Origin of the sequence: Streptomyces sp. MUM 2J (assembly GCF_022414535.1) — a bacterium.
In the GTDB taxonomy this organism is placed as follows: domain Bacteria; phylum Actinomycetota; class Actinomycetes; order Streptomycetales; family Streptomycetaceae; genus Streptomyces.
Window position 1 is genome coordinate 314,044 of record NZ_JADWYM010000002.1, and the last position, 20,260, is coordinate 334,303.

The following is a 20,260-nucleotide window of genomic DNA, read 5'->3' on the forward strand; positions in this document are numbered from 1 at the left end:
CCCGCGAACGCACCCGCCCGGCGCCGGGTCCGGCCGGCTGCTCCCGGTCCCGACGGGTCCTCGGTGCCGTTGCCGGCGCCCTGGCGCGGGCCGCGGTGCGCCGGACCGGGGGCGGTGCGGCCGCCGCCTCCGGCGCGCGGCTCGTTTATGCGGATCCGACAGTCGTGACCCAAGACACGTACGAAACCGTTTCGTTTCGAAAAGACGCTGCGGTACATTCGTGGAGTACCCAGTGGAGTACGAAACCGTGTCGTTCGAAGCGGCACCACCGGAGCGGAAAGGGTGAGTGGCATGACCGAGGTCACGACCGCGCGTCGCAGCCGGATCACACCCGAGCGCCAGGCCGAGCTGTACGAGGCCGTGCTCGACCTGCTCCGGGAAGTCGGCTACGACGCCCTCACCATGGACGCCGTGGCCGCCCGCACCCGGTCCAGCAAGGCGACGCTCTACCGCCAGTGGGGCGGCAAGGCCGAGCTGGTCGCGAAGGCGGTGCGGCACAACAAGCCGGGCGGCGCGGCCGGCGCGGTCGACACCGGGTCCCTCCGCGGGGATCTGCAGGCGCTCACCCTGCGGTCGGACGACTGCGAGATGGCGCAGAACTCCGCCCTGCTACGGGCCCTGGCCATGGCGGTCCACAGCAACCCGGACCTGCTGCAGGCCTTCCGGGAGCACCTGATCGAACCGGAGACGGCGGAGTTCCGCAGCATGCTGCAACGCGCCGTCGACCGGGGCGAGGTGCGCCCGGACAACCCGGCGATGGCGTACATCGTGCACATGATGGTCGGCGCCTTCGCCGCCCGCACCCTGATCGACGAGCAGCCGCCCACCCAGGCGTTCCTGCTGTCGTACATCGACGCCGTGGTCCTCCCCGCCCTCGGCGCCTCCACCTCCTGACACGTCACCCCTGACACGTCGACGGCGGCACGTCGCCGCCACCGACGCGTCACGCTCCGACCTGTCCCCGAGCGAGCCCTCCACCTGACGCCACCGCTCACGTCGTCGGGCCGATCACCCCTGCCCTGAACACCCCCACGACCTGACCGGGAGTACGCCCTCGTGGCCACGTTCCTCTACAGACTCGGCCGGCTGGCCTTCAGGCGACGGCACTTCGTCGCCCTGATCTGGGTCGCGCTGCTGACCCTCGCCGGGGTCGGCGCGGCCAGCGCCCCCGCCGCCGGCAACTCCTCCTTCTCCGTTCCCGGCACCGAGGCCCAGAAGGCCTTCGACCTGCTGGAGCAGCGGTTCCCCGGCATGAGCGCCGACGGCGCCACCGCCCGCGTCGTCTTCAAGGCGCCCGGCGGCGAGAAGATGACCGACCCGGACAACAAGGCGACCGTCGAGAAGACGGTCGAGGAGCTCTCCGACGGCTCCGAGGTCGCCTCGGTCGCCGACCCCTACGCGGGCAAGGCCGTCAGCAAGGACGGCACGATCGCGTACGCCTCGGTGAAGTACAAGGTCTCCGGCATGGAGTTGGAGGACGCGACCAAGGACGCCCTGAAGGAGTCCGCGCAGCACGCGCGCGACGCCGGGCTGACGGTGGAGGTCGGCGGTGACGCGCTCAGCGCCGTTCCCGAGACCGGTGCCACCGAGGTCATCGGCATCGCCATCGCGGCCGTCGTCCTCGTCATCACCTTCGGTTCGCTGCTCGCCGCCGGCCTGCCGCTGCTGACCGCGCTGATCGGTGTCGGCATCGGTGTCTCCGCGATCACCGCGCTGGCCGACCCGCTCGACCTCGGCTCGACCACCTCCACCCTGGCGACGATGATCGGCCTGGCCGTGGGCATCGACTACGCCTTGTTCATCGTCTCGCGCTACCGCGCCGAACTCGCCGAGGGCCGTGACCGCGAGGAGGCCGTGGGCCGCGCCGTCGGCACCGCCGGCTCCGCCGTCGTCTTCGCCGGTCTCACCGTCGTCATCGCGCTGGTCGGCCTGTCCGTCGTCAACATCCCGATGCTGACGAAGATGGGCGTCGCCGCGGCCGGCACCGTGGCCATCGCGGTCCTCATCGCCCTGACGATGATTCCCGCGCTGCTGGGCTTCGCCGGGCGGAAGGTGAAGCCGGCCGGGCAGAAGAACAAGCTGCTCGGCGGCGGTGGGAGGAAGGCTCCCACGGCTGCGGGCAAGCCCAACACGGGCACGCGCTGGGCGAGCTTCGTGGTGCGCCGGCCGGTCGCCGTCCTGCTGCTGGGCGTGGTCGGCCTCGGCGCGGCGGCGGTCCCGGCCGCCTCGCTGGAGCTGGGCCTGCCCGACGACGGCTCCCAGCCGACGTCGACCACCCAGCGCCGCGCCTACGACCTGCTGTCGGAGGGCTTCGGCCCCGGCTTCAACGGCCCGCTGCTGGTGGTCGTCGACGCGCAGCGCGCCGACGACCCCAAGGCCGCCGTCGCCGACGTCTCCGAGGAGATCAAGGGCCTGAAGGACGTCACCACGGTCACGCCCGCGGCGTTCAACAAGGCCGGCGACACCGCGACGATCACCGTGATCCCAGGATCCAAGCCGTCCTCCACGACGACCGAGGACCTGGTGCACGGCATCCGCGACGCGGGCGCCGGGATCGGGGCGAGGACGGACGCGCAGGTCCTGGTCACCGGTTCGACGGCGATGAACATCGACGTCTCGCAGAAGCTGAACGACGCGCTGGTCCCGTACCTGGTCCTGGTCGTCGGCCTGGCGTTCCTGCTGCTGATCGTGGTGTTCCGGTCGATCCTGGTCCCGCTGAAGGCCGCGCTGGGCTTCCTGCTGAGCGTCATGGCGGCGCTGGGCGCGGTCGTCGCGGTCTTCCAGTGGGGGTGGCTCGCCGATCTGATGGGCGTGGAGGAGACCGGTCCGGTCATGTCGATGATGCCGATCTTCATGGTCGGCGTGGTCTTCGGCCTGGCGATGGACTACGAGGTGTTCCTCGTGACGCGGATGCGCGAGGCGTTCGTCCACGGCGAGAAGCCCGGCCAGGCCGTGGTGACCGGCTTCCAGCACGGCGCGAGAGTCGTCACGGCCGCGGCCGTGATCATGATGGCGGTCTTCGCGGGCTTCATCGGCTCGTCCGAGTCGATGGTCAAGATGATCGGCTTCGGCCTCGCGGTCGCCGTCTTCTTCGACGCGTTCATCGTCCGCATGGCCATCGTCCCGGCGGTCCTGGCCCTGCTCGGAAGGCGGGCCTGGTGGCTGCCGAAGTGGCTGGACCGCGCCCTGCCCAACGTCGACGTCGAGGGCGAGGGACTGCGCACGCGCTCCGGCGCGGAGGAGGACCGGGAGCTGGTACGGGTCTGACGTACCGTCTCCGCCGCTGACGGCCGGTGAGGGTTCCGTGGGGACGGGCACTCTCACCGGCCTTTCGCCGCACGGCAGCCGGCGCGGGACCGCCGCAGCGGGCAAGCCACCATCGGGCGGTCGCGGCGCCGGGCTGACCGGCGCCGCGCTGTGGGGGACGCGCGGGCGGCGACCGGACCGGGCCGCGATCGGCGCGGCCTTCGCCACCGGGCCGACCACCGCGGTCTGCACCGTCCTGGACGGTCTCGGCGTGCGGGCCTCGGGGCCGCCCCTCGGGTACGCCGCCCGGCCGACGGCCCTCCCGGCTGGTGGTGCCCGTGTACGCCGTGTGCTGCGGTGGCGGGGCCACGACCGGGGCGAGGCTGTCCGGTACGGGCACCCGTGGATGCGGGGGCGGGCCGGGAGGAGCACCCTGGAAGCAGGTGTTCCGGAGGTGATCGTCATGATGCACACCGCAGTGGGATGGCACGTGGAGATGGAATTCATGGAGGACGACCAGCACACGCGCGCCGTGGCGCTGGTCCGTCTGCCCGACGGCACGGAGGTGCGGGCCCACGGGCGCGCCACCCGCCATCACACCGACTCCAACCAGCCCCGTGTCGGCGAGGAGATCGCAGGTGCCCGGGCCCTCAACGAGCTGGCCATGCAACTGCTGACCAAAGCGCACGGGGAGATCGACGACGCGTCCGGCAGAGCGTCCCAGCCGATCCACGTCTGATCCCCCTCCCCAGCACACCTGAACCGCGCCCGGAGCCGCGCGTGGTTCAGCGCTGATCCACCCCCTGGCCCCGTCCGGCCGACCACCGTCCCGCTCCGGGCTGCGCACCGATCCGCGCGGCGGGTACCGATCCGCGCGGCGAGTACCGATCCGTGCGCTGAACCGTCGCGGGTCCGGCGCGCGAGGCGTGCGCCGGGCCCCGCGCTGCCGTGCCGTGCCGGTCCGCCGGAAACGGGCCGGTGAAGATTGCCGAGGCTTGTCGCGTGTCTGACGTGGAGCTTGCACTCCACTGTCGTGCCGGGGCGTATCAAGGGAGCAGGGACGTGTGGACGGACGGCGCCGCACGGCGGTGCCGCGAGGGGCGGTCTGATGGCGGGCAGGCAGAAGCGGTCGGAGCAGACCGTGGAACGGCTGGTGGCCGCGGCTGCCGACGCGTTCGCGCGGCACGGCTATACGGGGGCGACGCTCGCCGACATCAGCCGGCACGCCGGGGTGACCAAGGGGGCGCTGTTCTTCCACTTCTCCACCAAGGACGAGATCGCCGTGGCCGTGCTGGAGCGGGCCCGGGAGACCATGGAGCGGGCGGCGCTGCGGCTGGAGGCAGCCGGCGGCCCCTTTCTCCAGATCATCGTCGACCTGACCTACGTGCTGGGGCGGTTGCTGCGCGAGGACGTGTACGTGCGGGCCTCGGTTCGCATCGCGCGGGAGCGCGACGACGCCGGGCCGCAGGGACACGATGACGACCCGCCGGACTTCTACCGGCAGTGGCTCGGGCGGCTCGGCGGACTCCTCGATCAGGCCCGCCGGGTCGGCGAACTGGACGGCTCCGTGTCGCAGGCATCCGCACGCACGCCGGTGACGGCGGCCGTCACCGGGCTGGAGACCCTGACCTGGCTGGGCGCGCCGGCCGCACAGTGCGACACCTGGCTGGCCGACCTGTGGGAACTCACCCTCACGGGCCTGGCGTCCCGGGAGGGCCTGCGGGGCGTGCGTACCACGCCGCCCGGCCATGGCGGCACCTGAACGGCACGCCGTCACACCGTCACGCCCGGCACACCTTCCGGCCGGGCGACCCTCCCCCGGGGCACGTCGGCCCGCCGACGCCGGTGAGGCCCGGGCGGCGGCCGGCGCCCGGCCGGGACGGCAGCCTGCCGTGCCGGCTCACCGGCCGCGGGCGCGGTGCGGGTCCGGGACGTGCGGCCCGCGGGCCGGTCAGGCGTTCTTGGCCTGCCCGTCGAAGAGCGGCGGCAGGCCCAGTTCCGCGCGGCACTCCGGGGAGCCCGCCGGTTCGAAGCGGGAGACGCGCCGGGGCGGGACGACGCCGGGCAGCAGGAACCGCCACAGGTCGGTGACGCGGTCGTCCAGGTCCTTGCGTGCCGTCAGGACGTGCGAGGTGAGCTGAAGTCCGGTGAACGCGCTGGACAGGACGTTCGCCAGGTCCGTGACGTTGATGCCGGCCTGGACGTCGCCGCGGGCCTGGGCGTGGACCAGGCAGTCCCGGATGGCGTTGATCCAGGCACTGTAGGGAGCCGGGTCGGGCGAGCCGAACGAGCCGAACTCCACCACGAGCCGCACCCCCGCCCGCAGGCGTACGTCGTTGAGCAGCCCGTGGGCCATCCGGTGGCCCATGTCGATGAGCGTTTGTACGCCGGGCTTCGGTACGTCGGCCAGCAGTTCGGCGTACTGCCGCTGCTCCTCCACCAGGGCCTGGGCCAGGGCCTCCTTGGACGAGAAATGGAAGTAGAGCGCTCCTTTGGTGACGCCGGCGTGCTGGGCGACGTCGCTCAGGCTCGTGCTGCCGTAGCCGGTCGCGTCGAAGGCGGCGGCCGCCCCGTCGAGGATCGCCTGCCGGGTGATCTCCGCCCGTTCCTGCCTGGCCCTGGCCACGTGGTACCTCCCTGTGCGTCTCGGCGCCGAGATCCGGCCGGGGTGCCGGCCGCGTGTCTCGACTCCTCTCAGTCATCAGACTGCCATGAAGAGGTAGAGAAAAAAAACCAGTCAGCTAGTACGCTATCGCCCCGGTGGTGCCCATGCGCGACGGCGGCCCATCTCTCGCACTGTCCTGGTCCTTTCGCGGAAGGCTGCGTTCCTTTCGTGTCACCGGAGGCGCAATGATGAGTCCACTTGTGCAAGCCGAGCGGCTGGATTTTTTAACGCAGGAGAGGGAGGAGGCCCAACTCTTCGAACGGACGGTGCCGCGCTGGCTGGTCCACCGCGCTGCCGTGTCCGAGGTTCTCCTCACGGGGGTGCGGCCCCGGGGGAGGGACGCGTATCGCATCGGCGCCCAGTGGGCGCGCTGCCACAGCTACTACGGACCGGTCGCCGGGAGCTGGCACGATCCGATGCTGTTCGCGGAATCGATTCGTCAGGCCGCGCTCCTGCTCGGCCACCAGGCTCTGGGCATCCCGATGGGGCATCAGTTCCTGACGCGCACCATGACCTTCGAGACCACGGAGGAGGGGATGCGGCTCGCCGGGACCCCGGCGGACGTGGTGATCGACGCGAGCATGCGGGACATCCGCTGCCGCGCCGGCCATGTGACCTCCTTCGGATGCGACTTCACCGCGCACCGCGACGGCACGCTCATCGCCCGCGGAAGCGGGTCGACCGACTGCGTCGCGCCGGCGGTGTACCACAGGCTGCGCGGCGGGCGGGCGGCCGACGACCCCGCCTGCGTGCCGTCCCGGGCGGTCGCGCCGCACCTGGTCGGCCGCATGCAGGAGTTCGACGTGGTGCTGGGCGTCCGGGACGGGGAGGCCGCGGACGAACAGAGCCATGCCTATCTGCTGCGCGTCGACGCCACACACCCCGTGCTGTTCGACCACCCGGTGGACCACGTGCCGGGCATGGTCGTCCTGGAGGCCGCCCGGCAGGCGGCCCTGGCCTCGCTCGGGCTGCCGCGCGGGCTGCTCGTCGGCTGCGACGCCGCCTTCCACCGGTACATCGAGCTGGACTCGCCGTGCCTGGTGATGGTCACGCCCGCCCCGCCCGGAGGTGAACCGGGGCGCGGAGAGGCCATGGTGACGTTCCATCAGCAGGACGCGGTGGCCGGCAGCTGCCGTGTCTCCCTGCTGGACGCGGGGAGCGGACGCTTGTAGGGGAGTTCCGCCCCGGGGCAGGGCGGGGGCGGCGCCGCGAGAAGGCCTACCGCTGGGAGGGGACACCGCGGTACGCACGACCGCCGACGGCGGCGCGCCCTCGTCACCTGCCCGACCCGGTCATGCGTACGGGGCCGGCCACCGTGCCCCGGGGGCCTGGGCGGCGGCCGCCGCGAAGCCGTGCTCAGCCGTGGAGGGTCTCCGTGGTCCGCCAGGGGGCGTTGCGGAGAGGACTGCCGCCCCTCCTCCGCGATGGCTCCCGGTCCTCCGCCGACGGGGCGGTTCTCCGCGGTGTCCCCCGGGCCTCCGCGGTGCCTCCCCCCGGGCCTCCGCGGCGGTCCCCGGCCCCCCGCGACGGCCTCCCCCGGCTCTCCCCGCCCGGCGGCCCCGAACTCCGCCGCCCACCCGCGCCGGCGGGTGGGCTCAGCGGCCCGTGGACGCGGGGACGTGGGCGGCCCCGGGCGTGGGCGGTCCCGCGGGGACCGTCAGGCGGTAGCCGATTCCGCGCACCGTCTCGATCCACTCCCGGCTGCCCAGCTTCGTGCGCAGGGAGCCCACGTGTACGTCCAGCGTGCGTGTGGAGCCGAACCAGTTCTCGTCCCAGACCCGCGCCATGATGTCCTGCCGCCGCCGCACCGTGCCGGGTTCCTCGATGAGCAGTGCCAGCAGGTCGAACTCCCTGCGGGTGACGGCCACCTCCTCGTCGCGCAGCAGCACCCGGCGGGTGCGCAGGTCGAGACGGAGCGGGCCGGCGCGGAGCAGGTCGGGGCCGGTCGGCCGGGCGGGTGGGTCGGGGCTGGCATGCGTCTCGGCCGGCTCCGCCGGCGCCTGTTCGTCCGCGGTGTGCCGGGGGCAGTCGCCCGCCCGCCGGAACAGCGCCTGCATCCGGGCCACCAGTTCGTAGCCGCCCACGGGCTTGAAGGCGAAGGCGTCGGCGCCCATGTGGAAGGCCATCACCCGGTCGAGTTCCTCGGCCCGGTCGCTCATGGCGAGGATGGGCACGCAGGACCGCTCGCGGATGCGCCGGCACACCTCGTGCCCCGCCAGGTCGGGCAGGGTGAGGTCGAGCACGACGAGTGAGGCCTCGCCGAACAGGTCCAGTGCCTCGGCTCCGGTCCTGGCGCGCAGCGGGGTGTAGCCGTGCACGGCCAGGGTCTGCACGAGAGCCTCGGCCATGCCGTCGTCGTCGTCGACGATCAGAATGGTCCTCATCCGATGTCTCCCAGAGCCGTGGCCCGCCCGCGGAGCGGCCCTTGCGTCTAAAAAAACTGGTCGAATGGTATCTTCTACTAGGTCTATCAAACCAGTCGACCGGTCAGCAAGGTGCTTCCGCGCCGTCCGCCCCGCCGCTTCGGCCCGCCCCCGCTTCGGCCCGCGGTCGGATCCGGCCGCCGGACCGCAGGGCAGCCGCCCCGGCGGCCCCTTCCGTCACAGCGGTCCCACCCCGGGAGCGTGCCGATCCAGCCACTTGACGCCCCGTTGACGCTCCACTGACACAGCTGCAGATGCTTGTCGGAAATATGCCCCGGACGGCGTTGAAGCCCCTTCCGGCCGCACCTGAGGATGGACGCAGTCTCAGGCGCACCCAGGGATTCAGGGGGATGGATATGCACGGGCATCGACTGCTCGGCGACGAGCACGGGAGCAGGGACTGCGCACGGCTGTGCGGTCGGATCTGCGCCAAGTGCGTGGCGAGGATCGACGGCGAACTGCGCACCCTGCTCGACCTGTACGAGGAAAGCGATCTGGCACTCGCGCCCGCTCCGCCGCAACTGCGCGAACGGGTCAGCGGCAGCCGTGGTGCCGCGGGCATCGTGCTCGACGAACGGGCCGTGGCACTGCGCTCCCGGCTGTCGGAGGTACTGGGGCTGTGGGCGCGGCTCGTCGTGGACGAGCGCGACGAGGCGGGGCACCGTCCGGTGGAGCGCGGGGTGGGGGCCCTCGTCCCGTTCCTGCGGCGGCAGCTGCCGTGGCTGGCGGGGCATCCCGCGGGGGTCGACTTCGACGAGGAACTCGTCGAACTGCGCTCCGAGCTCGGCGCGCTCTTCGGGCCCGGGCCGGTGCGCAGGTTCCCCCTCGGCGCGTGCGTGGAGCCCGACTGCGCCGGGAACCTGCACGGCGTGCTGCCGGCCGACGGCGACCGGGTGCCGAGCCATGTCTCCTGCGACGCGGGTCACGCGCTGCCGCCGCGGCGCTGGCTGCTGCTGGCCGACCGGGCGAGGAGGGACGCGGCGTGACCGGGCCGGGCCCGGCGGGAGGGGGGCGGCGTACCGTGCCGACGGAACTGGCCGCCCTCGCGATGGGCGTGAGCCAGGCCACGATCCGCAAGTGGGCCAGTCGCGGGAAGATCACCCGCTACGGCGGGCCGCAGCGGGCCGAGTACGACCTCGACGAACTGCTCGCGCTCGCTCGCGACGGCGAGTCCGGGTGACGCGCACCGCCCGGCCGCCGGCAACGGGCTGACCGCAGCCGTTGACCATCACGGAACACGACAGACCATCACGGAGCACGACCCGGATCCGTGCGGGGATCCGGAGGCGACAGCCCCCGCGGCCCCCCTCGGCCGCGGGGGCCGCTTGCCGTGCGTCATTCCCCGTTCCCCTTCCCGCCGCTGTGCGCAAGCCCGTGATTCATCAGCCAGTGATGCATCAACTTGCTTTATTAAAAGGACAGTTGACGGGTCGCGCGCCGGGGTGTCACACTTTTTCCGGCGCCCTCATGCCCTGACGCACCCGCCCTTCGGCCGGTGGTTCTCCCGGGCGGCGCTATTCCGAATCCGTATCCAGGTCGGCTCATGACCGGGTGCGGATTTCTTGTTTCCTGTCGCCCGACTGAAGGAAGTGTGGTCGATGCCTGTTTCTACCTGGACGCCCGTCGGTCGCTGGACGGGTACCGTGACGCACGACGGCGAGGTGGACGACTACACGGTCACCTTCGAGCCGGACGGGTCGCTCACGGTCGTCACCAAGAAGAGCACCGGTACCGGCTCCTGGACCGTCACCGGTGACGACTCCCTGGAGTTCTCCCTGCGCGAGGACTTCAACGTCGACATCACGCAGATCAGCCCCAACGGCCACCACGCCGCCTACATACAGATCGACATCAGCGCGCAGCGCGACGGCGAGACCATCGCCGGCGAGGGCAAAGCCGTCGTGCACGGCCCCGACGACGTCGTCATCTACGCGACCGACGCGCAGACCGAAGCGCGCCGGGTGTCATGACCCGGCACGAGGCCGCGGACCGTGACGCCCTGGCGGCCGAGGTCGCCCGACTCGGCGACCTCGCCGAGCTGAAACAGCTCGTCGACCGCTATCTGGCCAGCCTCGACGAGGGGGTCTTCGACCGGGCCTGGTCCGGCTCGCTGTTCACCGACGGCATCGAGATGACCTTCCCGGTGGGCAGCCACCGGGGCATCGCCGGTGTCGCCGCCTTCACCGCCGAGATCATGAAGCGCTGGGGCCGCACGCACCACCACGGCTCCGACAGCTCGATCGACCTCGACGGCGACCGTGCCGAGGTGAGCTGGAGCCTGATCGCCTCGCACGTGCACCACGGCTCGCCCCTGCCGCCCGACGCCTCCGAGTACTTCCAGCTCGGCGGCCGTTTCACGGGCATCGCCCGCCGCACCCCGGGCGGCTGGCGCTTCGAGCGGCTGCAGCTGCGGATCGTGTGGACCACGGGCGCCGTACCGAAGGGCGTCACCCACGTCGACCGGCAGACCCTCGACACCCGCGGCAACACCCCCGCAATCTAAGCGAAGGAGAACGCACCGATGGCCACCACGCTCACTGCCGAGCAGCAGAAGGAACTGATCGAGAAGGTCTTCCACGAGGGCCTTGACCTGGGCGACCTGTCGGCCGCCGACCGCTACCTCACCGCCGACTTCCGCAACAACGGCAGCCACGACGACTCGCTGCGCGGTCCGGAGGCCTTCAAGCACACCATCAAGATCCAGCAGTCCGCGTTCACCGGCATCAAGTACGAGATCCTCGACTTCATCTCGATGGGCGACAAGGCGGCCATCCGCTGGGTGATGCACGGCAAGCACACCGGCCCGTTCATCGGCATCGCGCCGACCGGCCTGCAGGTCCAGCACCAGGCGATCATCTGGTTCCGCTTCGAGGGCGACAAGATCGCCGAGCGCTGGGGCATCGTCGACAACTTCGCCCTCCAGAAGTTCCTGCAGTCCGGCGGCAAGCCGGCCGGCCCGATCACCCCGGCCGGCGGCCCGGGCGCGGGCAAGCCCTCCGCCTGACCGCGCTGCCCGCACCGCCGTGCGCCGGGACGGGGCACCCGTCCCGGCGCACGGGACCCGGGCTCCCGCCCCTCCCCCACCCCCGCTGTCGGCGGTGGGGGAGGGGCGGGAGCCCGCGCGGCGCCGGCGGTTCGGACGGCACGGGCAGCACAGGCACAACGCCAGGCAGAGCAGAGGAGGGAAGACATGCCGATCGACAGGAAAGTGGCGCGCTTCAACCGCAAGTTCGCCAACCGTTTCGTGGGACCGCTCTTCAGCAGGCTCCCCGGGTTCGGGAAGGTGCACCACCGCGGGCGCAAGTCGGGCCGGGAGTTCAGCACGCCGGTGAAGCTGTTCCGGCGCGGCGACGACATCGTCATCACGCTGCCGTACGGCCCGGGCTCGGACTGGGTCAAGAACGTGCTGGCGGCGGGCGGGTGCGAGATCACCACCCGCGGGCGCCGCATCAGGGTCACCGACCCGGTCGTCTTCACCGACGACGGTACGACGAAGATGCCCGCCCTGACGCGCCGCATCCTGAGCCGGGTGGAGGCCAACGAGTTCATCGCGCTGACGCCGGTGCCCGCGTCGCACCGGGCGGGCCGGCGATGACCGCCCCCGCGGGCCCCGCGGCGCGTCCGGCCGGCGACGCACGGCCGGTGCGGGTCACGCTCCTGGTCGGTTCGGCGCGCGACGGCCGCCTCGCCCCGGACGTCGCCGGCTGGTTCGCCGGTGTGGCCGGGCGCCGCGACGACCTCGTCCTGGACACCGTCGACGTCGCCGGCCACCTGCTGCCCGCGAGCCTCGACGCCGACGACCCGCTGGCCGCCGCCCTGCGTCCGCGGCTGACGCGGGCCGAGGCGTACGTGGTGGTCGTCCCCGAGTACAACCGCAGCGTCCCCGGACCGCTGAAGACGCTCATCGACAGCTTCCAGCGGGAGTGGGAGGCCAAGCCGGTCGGCTTCGTCGGCTACGGGCTCGGCACGGCCGGCGGGGTACGCGCGATCGAGCACCTGCGGCAGATCTTCGCCGAGTTCCACTGTGTGGGGATGAAGGACATCGTCACCTTCCCCCGGATCCTCGACCACTACGACGACGAGGGCCGGTTCCCCGCCGACCCCGGGGGCGCGGCAGCCGCCGCCAAGCTCATGCTCGACCAGCTGCTGTGGTGGGCCCGCGCCCTGCGGGCGGCCAAGGCCGCCGTGCCGTACGGCTCCTGACGGGGCATCGGCGCAGCGGCGGGCGAGGCACCGCATCCCGTTCGATCCAGGTACCCGCGCGCTTTCCCGCCCCTCCCCCTGTCTGGAGTACGTGATGGCCGCTGCCCCCGATCCGTTACCCGACCTGCTGGTCGCCCTGCCCGTGGTGATCCTCGCGTGCCGGGCCGGCGCGCAGCTCGTCAGACGGCTCGGCCAGCCGCCGGTGGTCGGTGAGATCGCCGTCGGCATCCTGCTCGGCCCCTCGCTGCTGGGCCTGCTGTGGCCCGGCGCGCAGGGCTGGCTCTTCCCGCCGTCCGTCCTGCCGTACCTCGGTGTCCTCGGCGACGTCGGACTGCTCGCCTTCATGTTCCTCGTCGGGCTGGAGCTCGACCTCGGCTCGCTGCGCGGCCACAGCCGTACCGCCGTCGCGGTCTCCCAGGCGAGCATCGCCCTGCCGCTGGCGCTGGGCACCCTGCTCGCCCTCGGCATGTACGGCACGTTCGCCCCGGCCGGGGCCGACCGGCTGTCGTTCGTGCTGTTCATCGCGGTGTCGATGAGCATCACCGCCTTTCCGGTGCTGGCCCGCATCCTCACCGACCGGGGCCTGTACCGCTCTCGGGTGGGGGCGCTGGCGATGGCCAGCGCGGCCGTGGACGACGTGACCGCCTGGTGCCTGCTGGCGGCCGTGGTGGCGGTGACCGGCAGCAGCTCGCCGCTGGGGGCGGTCACCACCGCGCTGTACGCCGTCGGCTTCGCCGCGGTCATGGTGCTCGTGGTGCGTCCGCTACTGGCCCGCTGGGCCGCGCGCGCCGAGCGCCGCAACGCCGAGGGGGTCGTCCTCGTCGTGCTGTTCAGCGGCGTGTGCCTGGCCGCCTGCGCCACCGACGGGATCGGGGTGCACGCGCTGTTCGGCGCGTTCGTGTTCGGTGTCGTCGCGCCGCGCGGGAACCGGGCGATCGAGGTCACCGCGACCCGGCTGCGCGCGTTCGCGCTGCCGGTGCTGCTGCCGCTCTTCTTCGTCGGCACCGGTCTGAAGACCGATGTCTCGCTGCTGGCCGCGGACCCGCGGCAGTGGCTGTGGGCGGGTGCGGTGCTGGCGGTGGCGGTCCTCGGCAAGTGGGGCGGCGGCTCGCTGGCGGCCCGGTTGTCGGGCCAGGGCCGGCGTGACGCGATGACGCTCGGCGCGCTGATGAACTGCCGCGGCCTGACCGAGCTGGTGGTTCTGGACATCGGTCTCGGGCTGGGGGTCATCGGCCCGCAGCTGTTCACGATCCTCGTGCTGATGGCGCTGGTCACCACGGCGGCGACCACGCCGGCGCTCGCCCTCATCCGCAAGGGGCAGACCGATCCCGGCCGTGTCGCCGAAACGGCCGGAAACGAACCCGAGGAACCCGCGATGTCCTCCGGCACACCTCTCTGACCTGCATTTTCATGGCCGGGTCGGTACGGCGGATGGCCGGAGACCATTTGATTCACCGGCTGATGATTGGCAAATTGCTAGTTGGCAGGTTGATAGATAAGTGAGTTGACGATACTCTCGCAGGGCAGGCAGACGCAGAGCACGACGGAGCACCGAGGCACGAGGGAGAGAGAACGATGAGCCAGAACGTCTGGAACGTCGAGAAGTTCAAGAACCTGGACATGACGATGATGTTCGCGATCCACGACGCGCTGCGCCGCGAGCTGGAGCGGATCGCACGGATCACCGCCCGGGTCGACGAGGACCCCCGTCACGTGCTGAGCACCGCGGTCGGCTGGGAGCTGTTCAAGAAGTTCCTCACCATCCACCACACCAGCGAGGACGTCACGGTCTGGCCGGTGATGCAGCAGGCTCTGGTGGGCAAGCCCGACGAGCTGGCCCTGCTGGACGCGATGGAGGCCGAGCACGCCCTCATCGACCCCCTGCTCGCCGACATCGACGCCGCCCTCGCCGACCGCGACTCCGGTCTGGAGCGCCTGAGCGGCCTCACCGACACCCTGTACACCAGCCTCAGCCACCACCTCGACCACGAGGAGCGCGAGGCGCTCGCCCTCATGGACCTGACGATGACCCAGGAGCAGTGGGCGGCGTTCAGCGCCGAGCAGCGCACCCGCGTCGGCGAGGACTCCAGTCGCTACCTGCCCTGGCTGCTCGACGACATGGCCGCCGCCAAGCTCACCGCGGTCCTGGGCAAGATGCCCGAGCAGCTGCGCAACGCCTACGAGACCGAGTGGCGCGCCGCCTACGAGGACCTGGACATCTGGGGCAGCAGGGCCGGCTCCACCGCCCGCTGACCCGGGACGGCCCGCACCCGGCCGTCCGCCACGCCCCGCCGGACCAGGGGACCGGCCTCCCGCAGGCGCCCGCCCGCACCCGCCCGGGCAGCTGCGCGCCGCGTCCCCCGCGCCTGCCCGCGCCGTTCCGCTCCGCACCCCCCATCCCTGAGACATCGGAGAGAGCTCATGTCGCTGCAAGACAGCACCCAGGCCGTCCCCCAGGCCGCGGCGCCGCCGCAGCAGGACGGCAAGCTCGGCCTCGCGCTGCTGGTCATCGCCGCAGCACAGCTGATGCTCGTCCTCGACAACACCATCGTCGCCGTCGCCCTGCCGAGCATGCAGGGCGCGCTGGGCCTGAGCGAGTCCAGCCTCGGCTGGATCGTCACCGCCTACGCCCTGACCTTCGGCGGCCTGCTGCTGGCCGGCGGCCGGGCCGGCGACCTCTTCGGCCGTCGCCGGGTCTTCCGCACCGGCCTGATCCTGTTCACCGGCGCATCCCTGCTCGGCGGTCTCGCCCAGAGCGGGGAACTGCTCATCGCGGCCCGGATGATCCAGGGTGCGGGCGCGGCCATCGCCGCCCCCACCGCTCTGTCGCTGCTGGCCACCACCTTCCCCGCCGGACAGGCCCGCAACAAGGCGCTCGGCGTGTACGGCGCGATGGGCGGCCTCGGCTCGGTCGTCGGCCTGCTGCTCGGCGGCGCGCTCACCGAGTACCTGAGCTGGCGCTGGGTGATGTTCGTCAACATCCCGATCGCCCTGGCCGTCCTGCTCGGCACCACCGTCCTGATCGAGGGCGAGCGCGAGCGCGGCAAGGTCGACGTGCCCGGCGCGTTCACCGCCACCTTCGGCTTCGGCGCGCTCGTCTACGGCATCAACCGGGCCGGGGACAAGGGCCTCGACGACGCCGTCACCCTGATCGGCCTGGCCGTCGCGCTCGTGCTGCTCGCCGTCTTCGTCGCCATCCAGCGCTCCAGCAGCGCGCCGATGATCCCCCGCGGGGTCCTGGCCGACAAGAGCCGTGTCGGCGCCAACCTGATCATGCTTCTGGTCGGGGCCGGCATGCTCGCCACCTTCTACTTCCTGACCCTGTACATGCAGGTCGTCAAGGGCTACCAGCCGATGGTCACAGGTGTGGCCTACCTGCCCTTCGCGCTCGGCATGGGCATCGCGGCCGGCGGCCTCGGCCCGCAGCTGCTCGCCCGTCTCCCCGAGCGCACCGTCATCGCCCTCGGCCTGGTCATCGGCACCGCGGGCATGGTCTGGTTCAGCCTCCTGGCCCCGGGCCAGAACCCGATGGTCGCCCTGCTGCCCGCCCAGCTCGTCGTCGGCCTCGGCCTCGGCATGGTCTTCGTGGCCGTCACCGTCATCAGCGTCCGCGGCGTCGCCCCGCAGGCCACCGGTGCCGCCTCCGGCCTGGTCAACACCGCCCAGCAGATCGGCGGCGCGATCGGCCTGGCCACCCTCGCCGCGACCGCGACGGTCGTCACCGAGCACGAGCTGCCCGGCAGCAAGCTGCCCGACGCGCTGACCACCGGATACTCCTACGGTTTCCTGCTCGGCGGCGCACTGTACCTGCTGGGCCTGCTGACGGCCGTCCTGACCCTCCCCGGTACCGCCCCGCAGCAGCGGCCCGCCGCGGAGCAGTCCCCCGCCGCGCTGTGAAGGCTCCGGCGGCCCCGCTTCCTTCCCCCGCGGCGGGGCCGCCGGCTCTTCCGGTGGTCGCGGGGGTACCGGATCCGCGGGCGGCCCGCCGCCGCGCCGATCCACGTCGGGATCGACACCGGCGGACGTGCCGGCACGGGTGCGTCCGGCACGGGTGCGTCCGGCGCCGGCCCGGGCCGTACCGGCGCCGCGCCTATACTCGGGCAGGAGGTGCTGCAGTGCGGCGTGAACGCGAGGAAGTCCAGGGACCCGTGACGCGGACCGAGGAGACGGCCGAGGTCGCCGGTGCGCTCCCGGCGTCACTCACGGACTTCATCGGCTACCTCCTGCGCCGTGTGTACGCCCAGTTCTCGCAGGCCGACCACGGCACCGACGGCACCGACTCCCGCGACTTCCTCGTCCTCGACGCGCTCACCGGCCGCGACTGGGAGTCCCAGCTCGACCTCGCCGAACGCCTCGGCATCAACCGCACCATCATGGTCGCGGTGATCGACCGCCTGGAGGCCCGCGGCGAGGTGCAGCGCACCCGCAACCCCGACAACCGCCGCCAGTACGTGCTCTCGCTGACCGACCGGGGCCGCCGCGCCCTGGAGGAGCGGCGCAGGGCGGTCGCCGACCGGGACGCACAGCTCACCGCGGCCCTCACCCCCGCGGAGACGGCCCGGCTCGACGAACTGCTCGCCCGGCTGCTGCCCGAGCAGGCGCAGACCCTCGTGCAGGGCACCGAGTACCTGGTGGCCCAGGCCCACCACCGGCTCCGCCGGCAGGGCGACGACAAGCTCGCCGGCACCGGACTGCGCGTGCGCCACTACGGCCCGCTGTCGGCCCTCGCCGCCTTCGGCCCCTGGTCCCAGCAGCGGCTCGCGGAGTTCCTCGCCATCACCGGGCCCGCCGCCTCGCAGCTGGTGGACGAACTGGTCAAGCAGGACCTGGTCCGCCGCGGCCGGGACCCGCACGACCGGCGCCGCTACGCCCTCGAAGTGACCGAGCCCGGCCGGCAGAAGCTCGTCCTGGTCACCGCGGCCGTGACGGAACTCGCGTACGACGTGGCGCAACTGCTCGGTCCCGGCGGAGAGGAGGAACTCCGCACCCTGCTGTGGAAACTCCTCGAACCGGAATCGTTTTCCACGACCGACATCCCCGAGGACGCCAAGTCGTCCGTGCCGGCCCGGGGTTGACCCTCAGGCCAAAGCCTGTCACGCTTAATCCAGCGGCTGCGTCGCGCCCTTTTCCAAGGCTCCTCATTCCGCCCCCTCGCTTCGAACAGAAGCCACCCGGGGGCGAATGAGGGGCCTTTTTTCGACCTGAATTCCCTGCTGTGCACCGCCCCTGACGAAGGAGACAGCACATGGTCGCGAAGAAGACCGAAGGAGCGCCCGAAACGGCGCACATACCCGAGGAGATGACCTTCGACGTCATCATCCTGGGCTCCGGCCTGGCCGGTTCCGTCACCGGTGCCATCCTGGCCAAGCACGGCGCGAAGGTCCTGCTGGTCGACGCCGCGGCCCATCCGCGCTTCGCCATCGGCGAGTCCATGACCCCGCAGCTCGTGGAGTGGATCCACATCCTCGCCGAGCGCCACGACATCCCGGAGCTGAAGAGCCTGGCCAGCGTGGAGGCCTCCACCCGGGACATCGGCCCCACGTTCGGCACCAAGGCGCACTTCGGCTTCATGAAGCACGAGGTCGGCAAGGAGCCCGACCCGCGGCAGGCAACCCAGCTGGCCCTGCCGAAGATCTTCCACCAGAACAGCCACATGTTCCGCCAGGACAGCGACTCCTTCATGTTCCACGTCGCGATCAAGTACGGCTGCACCCCGCGGCAGAACTGGCGTGCGAGCGAGGTCGATTTCGATGACGACGGGGTGACCGTCCTCGGCCGCAGCGCCGCCCCGAACGCCCAGCCCGAGCTGTACCGGGGCAAGTACCTGGTGGACGCCTCCGGCTTCCGCTCGCCGCTGGCCGACAAGTTCGACCTGCGCGACAAGCCGGCCCGCTTCAAGCACCACTCCCGGTCGATGTTCACGCACTACGTCGGGGTCAAGCGGTTCGACGACGTCAGCGGGCACGCCAAGGAACTGCGCCCGCCGGCCGACTGGCACACCGGCACCATGCACCACCTCATCGAGCGCGGCTGGTTCTGGATCATCCCGTTCGACAACCACCCCAAGTCGCGCAACCCGCTGTGCAGCGTCGGCCTGACCATGGACGAGCGCACCTATCCCAAGCCCACGGACCTGACCCCGGAGCAGGAGTTCCAGCTCTTCCTCGACAAGTACCCGGCGGTCAAAAGGCAGTTCGACGGAGCCACCCGGGTGCGCGAGTGGATCTCCACCGACCGGCTCCAGTACTCCTCCAAGAAGACCATCGGCGACCGCTGGTGCCTGATGTCCCACGCGGCCGGCTTCCTGGACCCGCTGTTCTCCCGCGGCCTGTCCAACACCATGGAGGTCGTCGACGCGCTCACCTCCCGCCTGGTGGCCGCCGTGAAGGACGGCGACTTCTCGGCCGAGCGCTTCGAGTACGTCGAGCGCCTGGAGCAGGGCCTGCTCCAGTACAACGACGAGCTGGTCAACAGCTCCTTCATCTCCTTCTCCCACTTCCGCCTGTGGAACGCGGTCTTCCGGGTGTGGGGCTCCTTCATCACGCCGGGCACCATGCGCCTGACCCGGGCCCGCCTCAAGCACGTCCGCGACGGCCGCCCCGAGCACTTCGACGAGCTGGAGAACGTCTCCCACCCGGGCCTGTGGTGGCCGCAGAGCGACTCCTTCAAGCGTCTGCTGGAGGCCACCGCGGAGACGTGCGAGAAGTACGAGGCGGGTGCCCTCACCGGCGACGAGGCCGCCGACATCGTCTTCAGGCTGCTCCAGGACTCGCCGGTGGTGAATCCGGTCTTCGGCTGGAAGGACGAGCAGAAGCGGTTCATCTACCCGTCCACGCCGACCATGGCCCGTTTCCTGTACTGGGCGTCGGTCGAGGCCCCGCCCGAGATGAACAGCGTCGGCCGGGAGTTCCTGCTCGGAATCGTCAAGGCCGGGGCCAAGGTGCGCAAACTCCTCTGACCCGCGCATTCTCCGAATGCCCCGAGTTCGGAATTCCGCGCCTTCCGCCGATCTCCCTTGAATTCCCAGGAAAGGGATCCGCAATGTCCGCAGCAGCGCGGTCGCTGACCCGCACCCATGAGCGCCAGCCCATCGAGCCACTGAGCCTGCGCCGCGTGTGCGGCCTGTTCACGACCGGGGTCACGGTGATCACCACCGGGCCGGACGGCCGCGCCGACGGCACGACCGTCAACTCCTTCACCTCGGTCTCGCTGGAGCCCCCGCTCGTGCTGTTCTGCCTGCACAAGCAGTCACGGCTGCACTCCCTGCTCCAGGAGAGCGGCGGCTTCACCGTGAACTTCCTGTCCGCGCGGCAGCAGCCGCTGGCCCGGCACTTCGCCGAGCGGCGGCCCGACGTGTTCGACGGTCTCCCGCACCACTTCACCGCCGACGGCCTGCCGGTGCTCAGCGAGGCACTCGCCTTCCTCACCTGCACCACCGTCGACATCCACGGTGCCGGCGACCACGACATCCTCGTCGGTGAGGTGGTGGAACTGGGCGTGCCCCAGCACGGCCAGGAGCCGTTGGTCTTCTTCGACGGCTCCCTGGGCCCGCTGCAGACGGGCGCCGAACGCTTCGGCCACGCCGGGCCCGAGCACGCGGCGGCACGGCGGAGCGAGGTCCCGGCACCGGCCCGGCAGGCGTCCTGACATGCGCAGGGTGCTCATCGCCAACCGTGGCGAAATCGCTGTCCGCGTGGCCCGGGCCTGCCGGGACTCCGGGATC

Annotated in this window: 21 protein-coding genes; 19 read left to right on the forward strand and 2 right to left on the reverse strand. The window is 71.8% G+C overall.

What is annotated here, in order from left to right:
* Nucleotides 1-291 precede the first annotated feature (291 nt).
* The 4 genes from I3F54_RS03355 (at nt 292) to I3F54_RS03370 (ending at nt 5,008) form a co-directional block, all read left to right on the forward strand.
* Nucleotides 292-894, forward strand: a complete 603-nt coding sequence (locus I3F54_RS03355) for a TetR/AcrR family transcriptional regulator (protein WP_240117032.1) — start codon at nt 292-294, stop codon at nt 892-894.
* Between the two features lie 162 nt (nt 895-1,056).
* Nucleotides 1,057-3,267, forward strand: coding sequence for an MMPL family transporter (locus I3F54_RS03360; protein WP_240117033.1), 2,211 nt, complete (start codon nt 1,057-1,059; stop codon nt 3,265-3,267).
* A 442-nt stretch (nt 3,268-3,709) separates the two neighbouring features.
* Entirely contained in the window at nt 3,710-3,985 is a 276-nt protein-coding gene (locus I3F54_RS03365; protein ID WP_240117066.1) for a DUF1876 domain-containing protein, read from the forward strand.
* 369 nt (nt 3,986-4,354) lie between these two features.
* A complete protein-coding gene (locus I3F54_RS03370; RefSeq protein ID WP_240117034.1) occupies nt 4,355-5,008 on the forward strand; it encodes a ScbR family autoregulator-binding transcription factor in 654 nt (217 codons plus the stop codon).
* A gap of 189 nt (nt 5,009-5,197) precedes the next feature.
* Here the strand turns inward: I3F54_RS03370 and I3F54_RS03375 are convergent, their stop codons facing one another.
* A complete protein-coding gene (locus I3F54_RS03375) occupies nt 5,198-5,872 on the reverse strand; it encodes a ScbR family autoregulator-binding transcription factor (RefSeq protein ID WP_240117035.1) in 675 nt (224 codons plus the stop codon).
* A 224-nt stretch (nt 5,873-6,096) separates the two neighbouring features.
* On the opposite strand from I3F54_RS03375, the gene I3F54_RS03380 reads away from it, so the two are divergent.
* Nucleotides 6,097-7,083, forward strand: coding sequence for a ScbA/BarX family gamma-butyrolactone biosynthesis protein (locus I3F54_RS03380; RefSeq protein ID WP_240117036.1), 987 nt, complete (start codon nt 6,097-6,099; stop codon nt 7,081-7,083).
* Between the two features lie 423 nt (nt 7,084-7,506).
* On the opposite strand, the gene I3F54_RS03385 is transcribed toward I3F54_RS03380, so the two are convergent.
* On the reverse strand, nt 7,507-8,295 hold the full coding sequence (locus I3F54_RS03385) for a response regulator transcription factor (protein WP_240117037.1): 789 nt from the start codon (nt 8,293-8,295) through the stop codon (nt 7,507-7,509).
* A gap of 389 nt (nt 8,296-8,684) precedes the next feature.
* Here I3F54_RS03385 and I3F54_RS03390 point away from each other — a divergent pair, with 389 nt between their 5' ends.
* From I3F54_RS03390 to I3F54_RS03455, 14 genes are all read left to right on the forward strand, one after another.
* Nucleotides 8,685-9,320 carry an OvmZ protein gene (locus tag I3F54_RS03390; RefSeq protein ID WP_240117038.1) on the forward strand — a complete coding sequence of 212 codons (636 nt, stop codon included), beginning with the start codon at nt 8,685-8,687 and terminating at the stop codon, nt 9,318-9,320.
* Nucleotides 9,321-9,355: 35 nt separating this feature from the next.
* Nucleotides 9,356-9,514 (forward strand): helix-turn-helix domain-containing protein, encoded by a 159-nt coding sequence (locus I3F54_RS03395; RefSeq protein WP_240117039.1) that lies wholly within the window; start codon nt 9,356-9,358, stop codon nt 9,512-9,514.
* A gap of 418 nt (nt 9,515-9,932) precedes the next feature.
* Nucleotides 9,933-10,304: a dehydrogenase gene (locus I3F54_RS03400; RefSeq protein WP_240117040.1), complete on the forward strand. Its 372-nt coding sequence runs from the start codon at nt 9,933-9,935 to the stop codon at nt 10,302-10,304.
* Nucleotides 10,301-10,837, forward strand: a complete 537-nt coding sequence (locus I3F54_RS03405) for a nuclear transport factor 2 family protein (RefSeq protein WP_240117041.1) — start codon at nt 10,301-10,303, stop codon at nt 10,835-10,837. Before I3F54_RS03400 ends, I3F54_RS03405 begins: the two co-directional genes overlap by 4 nt.
* A gap of 18 nt (nt 10,838-10,855) precedes the next feature.
* Nucleotides 10,856-11,338: an ester cyclase gene (locus tag I3F54_RS03410; RefSeq protein WP_240117042.1), complete on the forward strand. Its 483-nt coding sequence runs from the start codon at nt 10,856-10,858 to the stop codon at nt 11,336-11,338.
* Between the two features lie 186 nt (nt 11,339-11,524).
* Complete coding sequence (locus tag I3F54_RS03415; protein WP_240117043.1) at nt 11,525-11,929, forward strand: nitroreductase family deazaflavin-dependent oxidoreductase; 405 nt, start codon at nt 11,525-11,527, stop codon at nt 11,927-11,929.
* Nucleotides 11,926-12,537 carry an NADPH-dependent FMN reductase gene (locus I3F54_RS03420; protein ID WP_240117044.1) on the forward strand — a complete coding sequence of 204 codons (612 nt, stop codon included), beginning with the start codon at nt 11,926-11,928 and terminating at the stop codon, nt 12,535-12,537. Before I3F54_RS03415 ends, I3F54_RS03420 begins: the two co-directional genes overlap by 4 nt.
* A 94-nt stretch (nt 12,538-12,631) precedes the next feature.
* Complete coding sequence (locus tag I3F54_RS03425) at nt 12,632-13,936, forward strand: cation:proton antiporter (RefSeq protein ID WP_240117045.1); 1,305 nt, start codon at nt 12,632-12,634, stop codon at nt 13,934-13,936.
* 176 nt (nt 13,937-14,112) lie between these two features.
* Nucleotides 14,113-14,790: a hemerythrin domain-containing protein gene (locus I3F54_RS03430; protein WP_240117046.1), complete on the forward strand. Its 678-nt coding sequence runs from the start codon at nt 14,113-14,115 to the stop codon at nt 14,788-14,790.
* A 168-nt stretch (nt 14,791-14,958) separates the two neighbouring features.
* Complete coding sequence (locus I3F54_RS03435) at nt 14,959-16,434, forward strand: MFS transporter (protein WP_240117047.1); 1,476 nt, start codon at nt 14,959-14,961, stop codon at nt 16,432-16,434.
* A 251-nt stretch (nt 16,435-16,685) separates the two neighbouring features.
* A complete protein-coding gene (locus tag I3F54_RS03440) occupies nt 16,686-17,612 on the forward strand; it encodes a MarR family winged helix-turn-helix transcriptional regulator (RefSeq protein ID WP_240117048.1) in 927 nt (308 codons plus the stop codon).
* 170 nt (nt 17,613-17,782) lie between these two features.
* On the forward strand, nt 17,783-19,495 hold the full coding sequence (locus I3F54_RS03445; protein ID WP_240117049.1) for an NAD(P)/FAD-dependent oxidoreductase: 1,713 nt from the start codon (nt 17,783-17,785) through the stop codon (nt 19,493-19,495).
* Nucleotides 19,496-19,578: 83 nt separating this feature from the next.
* Nucleotides 19,579-20,184 (forward strand): flavin reductase family protein, encoded by a 606-nt coding sequence (locus I3F54_RS03450; RefSeq protein ID WP_240117050.1) that lies wholly within the window; start codon nt 19,579-19,581, stop codon nt 20,182-20,184.
* Between the two features lies 1 nt (nt 20,185).
* Nucleotides 20,186-20,260: biotin carboxylase N-terminal domain-containing protein (locus I3F54_RS03455; protein WP_275675664.1), on the forward strand; the 75-nt coding region annotated here is incomplete at its 3' end.